Genomic DNA, 9,925 nt, shown 5'->3' on the forward strand with positions numbered 1-9,925 from the left:
CACGATCTGACAGCCCGACGCCGTCAGCTCCGCGATCTGCTGCAACGTCGCCCCGATGTCCGACGTACGCGTCGTCGTCATCGACTGCACCGACACCGGCGCATCCCCGCCCACCGCCACCGACCCGACCTGGATCCGCCGACTCCTGCGGCGCGGGGCGAGCGGCCGGACCGGCACCTCGGGGACCCCGAGGGAGACAGCCGTCATCGCGTCACTCCTTGTTTCCCGAGACCGTCTCGCGCAGGGCGCGCAGGGACTCCTTCAGTGACCCCATGGTGGCGAGGACGGCGGTGGGCTCGTAGCCGCAGTGCGCCATGCAGTTGGCGCAGCGCGGGTCCTTGCCGCGGCCGTACTTGTCCCAGTCGGTCTCCTCGATCAGCTCCCGGTACGTCGGCACATAGCCGTCGCTCATCAGGTAGCAGGGGCGCTGCCAGCCGAAGAGCGAGTAGTTCGGGATCGCCCACGCGGTGCACGGGAAGTCGACCCTGCCCTCGAGGAAGTCCAGGAACAGCGGCGAGTGGTTGAGCCGCCAGCGGCGGCGGTTGCCTCCGGCGAACGCCTTCCTGAACAGCTCGCGGGTCTGTTCCACACCGAGGAAGTGCTCCTGGTCGGGGGCCTTCTCGTAGGCGTAGGCGGGCGAGATCATCATCTCGTCGACCTTGAGGTCGTCGTTGAGGTAGTTGAGCACCTCGATGATGGTCTGCGGGGTGTCGGTGTTGAAGAAGGTCGAGTTGGTGGTGACCCGGAAGCCGCGCCGCTTGGCCTCCTTGATGGCGGCCACCGCCTCGTCGAACACGCCCTCCTTCGCGACGGACTCGTCGTGCCGCTCGCGCAGCCCGTCGATGTGCACGGCGAACGCGAAGTACGGCGACGGGGTGAACTTGTCCATCTTCTTGCGCAGCAGCATGGCGTTGGTGCACAGGAACACGTACTTGCGCCGGCCCACCAACTGGCGCACGATCTCGTCGATCTGGGGATGCATCAGCGGCTCGCCGCCGGCGATCGACACCATCGGCGCCCCGGACTCCAGCACCGCACCCACGGCCTGCGCGACCGGCATGCGCTGCTTGAGCACCCCGGCCGGGTGCTGGATCTTCCCGCACCCCTCACAGGCGAGGTTGCAGGCGAAGAGCGGTTCCAGTTCGACGATCAGCGGAAACTTGTCCCGCCGACGGAGCTTCTGTTCGGCCAAGTATGTAGCGACCTTGATGGACTGACGCAGCGGCATTGCCATCTGGCTCACCTCCTGGGGAGCAACAAGGAACGGTGCCATTCGAGATACACGGGAAGAACGGAACGAAGAACGCGGAAAGCCGATATTCCACCGCGCACCGTGCCGATCCGGACCAGTTCATGTTCAGGAGCGTCCACGACCACCCGTACGGCCGCAACGGGGCGCGCACCCGCGCGGACGGCGCTCAGGAGCGTGGCCGCGGACTCCATGTCGACCGCGATTGCGCCGGTGGCGAGCAGCTCGGACCGTTCGTGCCCCCGGACCACGTGCTCGGAGCCGGTGAGCAGCCCGGTGTGGACAGTGCGCCCCGGCGCGACCCGCGCCAGCTCCTTCACCAGCAGGCCGGTCCCGACGCACGGCACGCTGCCGCGCGGGTCGCGGGTCTCCCCGGCGACCACCAGGTCGCCGGGGTGCATCCCGGGGGCCAGTCCGGCGCAGAAGCCGGTGGCCAGCACGGCGGCGTCGCCCAGCGCCGGGCCGGCGAGCGCCCGGGTGACGGAGCGCTCGGCCGCCGCAGGCCCCATGCCCGTGCGCAGGACGGTGACCGGCCCGCCGGTGCCGCCGCGGCCCCTCCCGCACAGGGCGAGCCGCTCGATGCCGAGCGCGCAGGCGATCAGCAACGGCGCCGGGGCCGCTCGGGGGCTCATCAACTGCCCTTCGCCTCGGCCGGCCGCTGCTGCTGCTGTGTACCGGCGCCCAACGCACCGGCACCCGCCGTACCCGCCGTACCCGCCCCCGGCACCTCCGCCGGCGGCTTGGTGAACGGCTCACCGTTCACGTACCGACCGAGCGCGGTGAGCGGGAAGACCTGTCGGTAGAGGTGATAGTTGATGGAGAAGTCCCAGGGAAACCCGGTGCCCGTGAAGTAGGGCTCGTCCCAGGAGCCGTCCTCGTGCTGGGTGGCCGCCAGCCAGGCGATGCCGCGTTCGACGGCCGCGGACTCCTTCTCGCCTGCCGCCAGCAGGGCCATCAGCGCCCACCCGGTCTGCGAGGGAGTCGAGGCGCCTTTGCCGCTCCACTCGCGGGAGTTGCGGTAGGAACGCAGGTCCTCGCCCCATCCTCCGTCGTCGTTCTGGACCGACTCCAGCCAGGACACGGCCCGTCGGACGGCCGGGTGCGAGCCGGGGAGGCCCGCGGCGACCAGCGCGGGCACCACGGACCCGGTGCCGTAGAGGTAGTTGATACCCCAGCGTCCGAACCACGAGCCGTCCGGCTCCTGTTCGGCGAGCAGCCACCGAATGCCGCGTCTTGTGCGCGGGTCGTGGGCGAGCCCTTCGACGGCGAGCATCTCCACGACGTGCGCGGTGACATCGGCCGACGGCGGGTCGATGACCTCGCCGAAGTCGCAGAACGGCAGCCGGTTGGGGAACGGGCTGGTGTTGTCGACGTCGAAGGCGCCCCAGGCGCCGTTGCGGGACTGCATGCCGAGGTTCCAGCGGACCCCGCGGCCGATGGCGTTGTCCACCCGCTCCGGGTCGTGGTGCCTGACCCGGCGGAGCGCGAGGACCACCTCGGCGGTGTCGTCGATGTCGGGGTAGTTGTCGTTGTGGAACTCGAACGCCCAGCCGCCGGGCGGGAGTCCGGGCCTGCGCACCGACCAGTCCCCGGGCCGTACGACCTGTTCGCCGAGCATCCAGTCGGCGGCTCTGACCAGTTGGGGATGGTCGGCGGGCAGACCGGCGTCGGCGAGGGCGATGGTCGCGAGGCAGGTGTCCCACACCGGGGACTGGCAGGCCTCGATCATCCGGGCGCCGTCCTCGCGCCACACGGCGAACCGGTCGAGGGACTGGAGTCCGGCGCGCATCACCGGGTGGTTCAGGTCGTAGCCGAGCAGGTGCAGCGCGATGACGGAGTAGACGGCGGGCGGCTGGATGCCGCCCCAGCAGCCGTCGTTCTCCTGCCGCTCGATGATCCAGCGGGCCGCGGTGTTCATCGCCGCCCTGCGCAGCCGGCGCGGGACGGCCCGGCGCAGCGCGTGCAGCCCCTTGTCGAGCCGCTGGAAGGCGCCCTCCCAGCTGGCCGCCGGCGCCATCCGTCCGGGAGGGTTGGGCCTGGCCGGGTCGGTGTGCAGTTCGTCGAGCGGGAACGGGGCGGGCCGTACCGGCCGCTCGGCGGAGACGATCGTCAACGGGACGATGGTCTGGCGGGCCCAGCAGCCGAAGTCGTAGATGTTGAGCGGCACCCAGGACGGGAACCAGATCAGCTCGGGCGGGAGTTCGGGCAGGTCCTCCCACTTCCACCAGCCGAACAGCGCCAGCCAGATCCGGGTGAAGACCCGGGAGGCGGCGACCCCTCCCCGGTCGCGGACCCAGGCGGCGGCGCGCGCCATGTGCGGGGCGTCCGGCGGGTCGCCGGCCAGCCGCAGCGCGACGTACGCCTCGATGGTGGCGGAGAGGTCGCCGGGCCCGCCGTAAAAGGTGGCCCAGGTGCCGTCCTCGCGCTGCTCGCCCCGGATGAACAGGGCGGCGGCCCGGGTGGTCTCCTCCTCGAGGATGCCCAGGAACTGACGCAGCAGCAGGTCCTCGGCGTCCATCGTGACGTTGGTCTCGAGGTCTCCCTTCCACCAGCCCTGGTCGTCCTGGCGGGACAGCAGGAACTCGGTGGCGCGCCGCATGGCGCCGGCGGCGATGTCGGGTGCCCCGGCCGCCACGGGGATGTCGGTGTCGGTGTCGCTGGCCGCGGCCACCGAGGACGGCAGGGCCGCCCCGGTGCTTCCGTCGGTCGTCGCTGTCATGGCTTCCCCTTCGTGCAGTCCTGCAATGTGTGCGTCTGCTGTGGGTCCGCCGTCGGCCGGTGCCGTACTCCCCGCAACACCGGCCGGCGACTACGCGAGGGCTATTCGACCGATAGTGATCATCTCTTTCGTACGACGACGAAGTCCGCGAGCGCCGTGAACTGCTCCCGCACCCTGTCGGGCATGTCGACGGCGTCGAGGGCCTCGATGGCGATGGTGTGCTGTCGACGTGCTTCCCCGGCGGTCCACTCCCGTCCGCCGGCCTGCTCGATGAGGGCCGCGCGGGCCGCGAACTCCTCCTCGGAGAAGTTCGCGATGTCGCTGCTGCCCGCGTCGGCGGCGAGAATCCCCGCGAGCTGCTCGGAGGCCGGACCGCCCGCGGCGAGCGCCGCCACGACCGGGAGGGACTTCTTGCGCTGGCGCAGATCGCTCCAGGTCTGCTTGCCGGTGGCCGCCGGGTCGCCCCAGATGCCGAGGAGGTCGTCGACGGCCTGGAAGGCCAGGCCGAGGTGGTAGCCGTACTTCTCCAGGGTGTCGGCGGTGTGCGGGTCGGCGCCGCCGAGCACCGCGCCGACGGAGCTGGCGCAGGCGAGCAGGGCGCCGGTCTTGTTGCCCTCCATCTCCAGGCACTCCTCGACGCCGACCCGGTCGCGGTGCTCGTAGGAGATGTCCTGCGCCTGGCCGTCGATGAGGGCGCGGGTGGCGGTGGTCAGCCGGCGGGTGGCCCGGCCGGCCTCGACGGTGCCGAGTTCCAGCAGCACCTCGTTGGCGAGGGCGAACAGGGCGTCGCCGACCAGGATGGCCTGGGCGGGACCGTGCACCTTCCAGACGGTGTCGCGGTGCCTGCGCTGCTCGTCGCCGTCCATGAGGTCGTCGTGCAGCAGGGAGAAGTTGTGGACGAGTTCGACGGCGACCGCGCCGGGGACGCCGACTTCGGGGGCGGCGCCGGTGACCTCGGCGGACAGCACGGCGAGCGCGGGGCGCACGGCCTTGCCGCCGTCGCCGTCGGCGGGCCTGCCCTGGGCGTCGATCCAGCCGAAGTGGTAGGCGGCGACGGTGTCCATGGGGGGCGCCAGGCGGTCGATGGCCGCCCGCAGTACCGGCATGGCCAGTGTCCTGCCGCGCTCCAGGAGCGCGGGCACGTCCGCCGCGGTCCTTCCAGCGGCCTTCGAGGCCGGGGGCACAGTGGGCACAGTCTCTCCTCTTGTTGCGGTACCGGGGGTGCGGGGGCCCGCCGCGGCGGGTGCGTCGGCGCTCACCGGAGCCCCTCTCGCACGGCGGGGCCCGGGGCGCCGCGGCCGGCCGCCCCGTCCCACGCGAAGAGGTGGCGGGGGCGGGGCCGGCCCAGGGCGCTCAGCGCGGCGTCCGCCGCGCCGACGCCGCTGCGGACCGCACCCTCCATGGTCGCGGGCCACCCGGTGGCGGTCCACGCTCCGGCCAGGTACAGGCCGGGAGCCTTGGTGCGGGCGCCGGGCCTGAGCCGTCCGACGCCGGGAGCGGGGGCGAACGTGGCGGTGCGCTCCCGGGTGACGAAGAAGTCCCGCACGGTGGCGCCGCGGGCGCCCGGCAGCAGGCGCTCCAGTTCGGGCAGGTAGCGCTCGCGCAGCACGGCCACGGGCTCGTCGATGTCGTTCTGGGCGACCGACTGCGAGACGGCCAGGTACTGCCCCTCCCGCAGGCCGGAGGCCCGGGTGCGGTCGAAGACCCACTGCACGGGGCTGCCGAGGGCCGCGAAGAAGGGGCTGGTGAGCACCGTGCGGTCGTAGACGACGTGGAGGTCGAGGATCGGCGCGGTGCCGATGCCGAGCAGCCGCTCGGGGTCGTCGAGCGCTCCCGCGGGCAGCAGGTCGTACGCCTCGCGCTGCGGTACGGCGAGGACGACGGCGTCCGCGTCGAGCGTCTCACCGGGCACCTGGACGCTCCACCCTCCGTTGCCGTCCGTGGAGACGGAGGTGACGCGGGTCCGGACCTCGGTGCGGACGCCCGCGGATTCGAGCGCCTTGCGGGCCAGCCGGTCGTGCAGTTCGCCCAGGGGGACATGGGCCCAGCCGATGTCGGCCGCGCCCGGGTCGGACAGCAGACCGGTCTTGAAGACCATCGCGGCGAGCGCCAGGGACGCGTCACCCGCGACCGCGTTGAGGGTGGCGACCCCCACCAGGTCCCACAGTGCCTCGACGGCGCGCGGCGACTGGCCGTGCGCGGCCAGCCAGCTGCCGAAGTCCTGGTCGTCGAGGGCGGGATCGGCGAGGTCGAGTCTTTTGAGCGCGAGCGCGGCCCGGCCCACGTTCGCCCGTTCGGCGAGCGAGAGGTGCGGGTAGGTGGCGAGGCTGCGCCCCAGGTGCAGGGGTACGGGCAGCGGGTCGCGGCGCAGCCGGCCGAGCCGGCGCCCCTCGGGCCGGTCGGCGTCGATCACGGGCACGTCGAGACGGTTCTGCAGTGGTGCCAGCGCCGCCCCCTCGATCCGGTCGAGGAACCAGCGGTAGGCGGTGCAGCAGCGCAGGTAGACGTGCTGGCCGTTGTCGACGGTCAGGTCGCCGCGCTGGAAGGAGAAGGCGAGCCCGCCGAGCCGGGGGCGGCCTTCGAGCAGGGTGACGCGCACGCCGGCGTCGGCGAGCGCGAGCGCGGCGGTGACGCCGGCGAGCCCGCCGCCGACCACGACGGCATGCCGCCTCGCCGGTGCGTCGTCGCCGGCGAGGCGGCCCTCGAAGCTGGTGACCCGGGTCATGGCGCGCCCTCCCCTGCCCGGCCGCCGCGCCGCCGGATCGGTGCGTGGCCGGCCGTCCTGGTCAAGGACGCGGGGCCGCGGCGGAGGGTTGCGCACCGCTTACCGGCGGCGCCACCGGGTGGGAGTGGTGTGGCCATCAGGCGCGCCTCCTGACGGTCCGCCGGGTGACGTGCCGGGTGTCCAGGCCGGACAGGCCGCGCACCGCGACGTAGGCCTTCTCCCGTCCGGGCAGGGAGACCCGGCCGCGCAGCACGGCCTCGGGCTCGCGCTCGATGCGGTCGAGGAGACGGCGGTAGATGCCGGCCATGGCGGCGACGCAGGCGCCGCTGCGCCGGTCGAGCATGGGCAGCAGCCGGTAGCCCTCGGCGAACAGGGCGCGGGCCCGGCGCACCTCGAAGTGGACGAGGCCGGCGAAGTCGGAGCCCTCCGGCGGGGTCGGCCCGCTGAAGCCGGCCGAGCAGCCGAACTTGGCCAGGTCGTCGGCGGGCAGATAGGTGCGCCCGCCCTCGGCGTCCTCCCGGACGTCCCGGAGGATGTTGGTGAGCTGGAGCGCGAGCCCCAGTGTGTCGGCGTACTCGGGGGCGCGTTCGACGCCCCGTGCCCCGGGTTCGGTGCCGAAGACGCCGAGGGAGACCCGTCCGATGGCGCCGGCGACGCAGCGGCAGTAGACCTTCAGGTCGTCCCAGGTCTCGTAGGTCTCGCCGCGCAGGTCCATCTGAACGCCGTCGATCAACTCGTCCAGGCCGCCGAGCGGGACCGGGAAGTGCTGCGCGGTGTGCGCGAGGGCGACGGCGACCGGGTCGGTGTCGTCCTCGTCGACCGCCCTGTCCCGGACCCGGGTGAGCAGCGCCCGGGTGTCCTCGAGCCGGGCGGCCTTGACGTCGTCCGGCAGCGCGCCGTCGCCGATGTCGTCGACGCGCCGGGAAAACGCGTACAACGCCGACATCGCGCGCCGCTTGGGCGTCGGCAGCAGCCGGATGCCGTAGGCGAAGTTCCGGGCCTGTTGTCCGGTGACGGCCTCGCAGTACCGGTATGCGGCGAGCACCGGCGCCGACGTGTGTGTGTCCGGCTCCACGGCCCGGATCACCCCTCTCCTCGCAGCGTCGTGCCGGCCTCGCGCAGCAGCCGGACCTTGCCGGGCTTGGGCGGGCCGGGAAGTACGTCGTATTCGGCGGCGGCGATCGCGCCCAGTGCCGCCCGTCCCCCTGCCACGAACCCCGCGAGCAGCAGCTTCAGCCTGCCGTGGACGCTGCCCACCAGGGGAGCGCCCTCGTCCAGGAGCTCCCGGGCGCGCTGCGCCTGGAACGCGATCAGTGCGCGCACCGACGCGCCGGCGTGCGGCGCGGCGAGATCCGCCTCGTCGACGTGGAAGCGCACCATGTCCTCGGCGGGCAGGTAGACGCGGTCACGGCCGAGGTCCTCGGTGACGTCCTGGAGGTGCTCGACGATCTGGAGGGCGGTGCAGACCGCGTCGGAGCGGCGGATCCGCTCGGGGGTCGAGGTCCCGGTGACGCCGAGGACCAGGCGGCCGACCGGGTTGGCCGACAGTTCGCAGTAGGCGAGCAGGTCGTCGTAGGTCTCGTAGCGGCTGACGACCTGGTCCTGGCGGTTGGCGGCGATCAGGCCGAGGAAGGGTTCGGGGGGCAGGCCGCGGCGGCGGACCGTCGGCTGGAGCCGGCGCAGCAGCGGATGGCGCGGAACCGAGTCGAACACGCGGTGCAGATCCGTCTCGAAGGCGTCCAGCAGCACCGTCCGGTCGCCTGCCCGGTCGGGAGCGACGCCGAGCAGTTCGGCGTCGGCGCCACCGGGGGCCAGGTCGCCGTCGCCGATGTCGTCGACGAGCCGGGCGTAGCCGTAGACCGCCATCAGGTCGGCGCGCCAGGCTCTGGGCAGGAAGAACGGCGCCACCGGGAAGTTCTCGGCGGCGGCCTTCTCGAGGGTGGCGCGTTCGGTGTCCAGGAGGGCGCGCCCGGGGTCGGCCGCGCGCGTCGTGCCGGTTCGCGTCATCACGGGCTGCCCTGGGCGGGGACGGCACATACTGCGTTGAGCAGGGAAGTCTCCGTAGCCATTGCCGTCACATCTCCCGTTCTACACTGCCGACCCAATACACACTATTTCGGACACGCCGCCCGCACTGCCGCCCGGCCGGGTCGCCGGTCGGTGTCACGCGTTATGACCCTGATTGCCATCTTTAGGGACCGGTCCAGCTTACGTTGTACAGCGCGATACGGACCGCCGGGGTGTCCCCGCGCCTCGGGACAACGCACCACTCGCTGTCAAGATTCCTGCGCACGGCAGGAGTTGACGTTTCCTTTGCAGACGCAGGACCCCGTCGGCCAGTTCCGGCGGGGTCCGGGCGGGCCGGGCTACTTGCCGGTGAACTTCTCGTACTCCTTGAGCACCTCACCGGTCGGGCCGTCCATGCGCAGTTCGCCGTGCTCCAGCCACAGGACGCGGTCGCAGGTGTCGCGGATCGACTTGTTGTTGTGGCTGACCAGGAAGACGGTGCCCGCCTCCTGGCGCAGTTCCCGGATCCGCGCCTCGGAGCGCTTCTGGAACTTGCGGTCGCCGGTGGCCAGGGCCTCGTCGATCATCAGGACGTCGTGGTCCTTGGCCGCCGCGATGGAGAAACGGAGCCGGGCGGCCATGCCGGAGGAGTACGTCCGCATCGGCAGGGTGATGAAGTCGCCCTTCTCGTTGATGCCGGAGAAGTCGACGATCTTCTGGTAGCGCTCCCGGACCTGCTCGCGGGACATTCCCATGGCCAGCCCGCCGAGTATGACGTTCCGTTCGCCCGTCAGGTCGTTCATCAGGGCCGCGTTGACGCCGAGCAGGGAAGGCTGGCCGTCGGTGTAGACCTTGCCCTCCTCGGCGGGCAGCAGGCCGGCGATGGCCCGCAGCAGGGTCGACTTGCCGGAGCCGTTGGAGCCGATCAGGCCGATGGCCTCGCCCCGGTGGGCGACGAAGGAGACCCCGCGTACGGCGTGCACCTTGCGCACGCCCCGTGCCTCGTCGTCCTTGCCCCGCCGAATCATCCGGCTGAGCGCCGCCGTGGCGCTGCCGCGGCCGCCGCGGGCACCGTTGACGCGGTAGACGATGTGCAGGTCGTCCGCGATGACGGTGGGGATGTGGGTGTCCGTCCTCTCGTCAGCCACGGCCGTACCTCTCTTCAGCCTTCCAGAAGTAGATGAAGCCGATCACGCCGGCCAGCAGCGCCCAGCCCACCGCGAAC

Annotated in this window: 10 protein-coding genes; all 10 read right to left on the reverse strand. The window is 72.4% G+C overall.

Annotated features, from left to right (window positions below):
- Nucleotides 1–207 (reverse strand): flavodoxin-dependent (E)-4-hydroxy-3-methylbut-2-enyl-diphosphate synthase (locus ACFPZI_RS33245; protein ID WP_381370895.1); only part of this gene is annotated, 207 nt, incomplete at its 3' end.
- Between the two features lie 4 nt (nucleotides 208–211).
- Nucleotides 212–1,234: an adenosyl-hopene transferase HpnH gene (gene hpnH / locus ACFPZI_RS33250; protein ID WP_381370896.1), complete on the reverse strand. Its 1,023-nt coding sequence runs from the start codon at nucleotides 1,232–1,234 to the stop codon at nucleotides 212–214.
- A 5-nt stretch (nucleotides 1,235–1,239) separates the two neighbouring features.
- A complete protein-coding gene (locus ACFPZI_RS33255) occupies nucleotides 1,240–1,881 on the reverse strand; it encodes a phosphorylase family protein (protein WP_381370897.1) in 642 nt (213 codons plus the stop codon).
- Nucleotides 1,881–3,968 (reverse strand): squalene--hopene cyclase, encoded by a 2,088-nt coding sequence (shc, locus tag ACFPZI_RS33260; RefSeq protein ID WP_381370898.1) that lies wholly within the window; start codon nucleotides 3,966–3,968, stop codon nucleotides 1,881–1,883. Before shc ends, ACFPZI_RS33255 begins: the two co-directional genes overlap by 1 nt.
- Before the next feature lie 119 nt (nucleotides 3,969–4,087).
- Nucleotides 4,088–5,161: a polyprenyl synthetase family protein gene (locus ACFPZI_RS33265; RefSeq protein ID WP_381370899.1), complete on the reverse strand. Its 1,074-nt coding sequence runs from the start codon at nucleotides 5,159–5,161 to the stop codon at nucleotides 4,088–4,090.
- A 62-nt stretch (nucleotides 5,162–5,223) separates the two neighbouring features.
- Entirely contained in the window at nucleotides 5,224–6,693 is a 1,470-nt protein-coding gene (gene hpnE, locus ACFPZI_RS33270; protein WP_381370900.1) for a hydroxysqualene dehydroxylase HpnE, read from the reverse strand.
- Nucleotides 6,690–6,830 (reverse strand): DUF6380 family protein, encoded by a 141-nt coding sequence (locus tag ACFPZI_RS33275; RefSeq protein ID WP_381370901.1) that lies wholly within the window; start codon nucleotides 6,828–6,830, stop codon nucleotides 6,690–6,692. The genes hpnE and ACFPZI_RS33275 overlap by 4 nt, the downstream gene beginning before the upstream one ends.
- A complete protein-coding gene (gene hpnD, locus ACFPZI_RS33280) occupies nucleotides 6,830–7,780 on the reverse strand; it encodes a presqualene diphosphate synthase HpnD (protein ID WP_381370902.1) in 951 nt (316 codons plus the stop codon). Before hpnD ends, ACFPZI_RS33275 begins: the two co-directional genes overlap by 1 nt.
- Nucleotides 7,777–8,700 carry a squalene synthase HpnC gene (gene hpnC / locus ACFPZI_RS33285; RefSeq protein WP_381370903.1) on the reverse strand — a complete coding sequence of 308 codons (924 nt, stop codon included), beginning with the start codon at nucleotides 8,698–8,700 and terminating at the stop codon, nucleotides 7,777–7,779. The genes hpnD and hpnC overlap by 4 nt, the downstream gene beginning before the upstream one ends.
- A 359-nt stretch (nucleotides 8,701–9,059) precedes the next feature.
- Complete coding sequence (locus ACFPZI_RS33290) at nucleotides 9,060–9,848, reverse strand: ABC transporter ATP-binding protein (protein ID WP_381370904.1); 789 nt, start codon at nucleotides 9,846–9,848, stop codon at nucleotides 9,060–9,062.
- Nucleotides 9,849–9,925: the final 77 nt, after the last annotated feature.

It is taken from the genome of Streptomyces chlorus (assembly GCF_042655885.1).
GTDB classification, from domain to species: domain Bacteria; phylum Actinomycetota; class Actinomycetes; order Streptomycetales; family Streptomycetaceae; genus Streptomyces; species Streptomyces chlorus.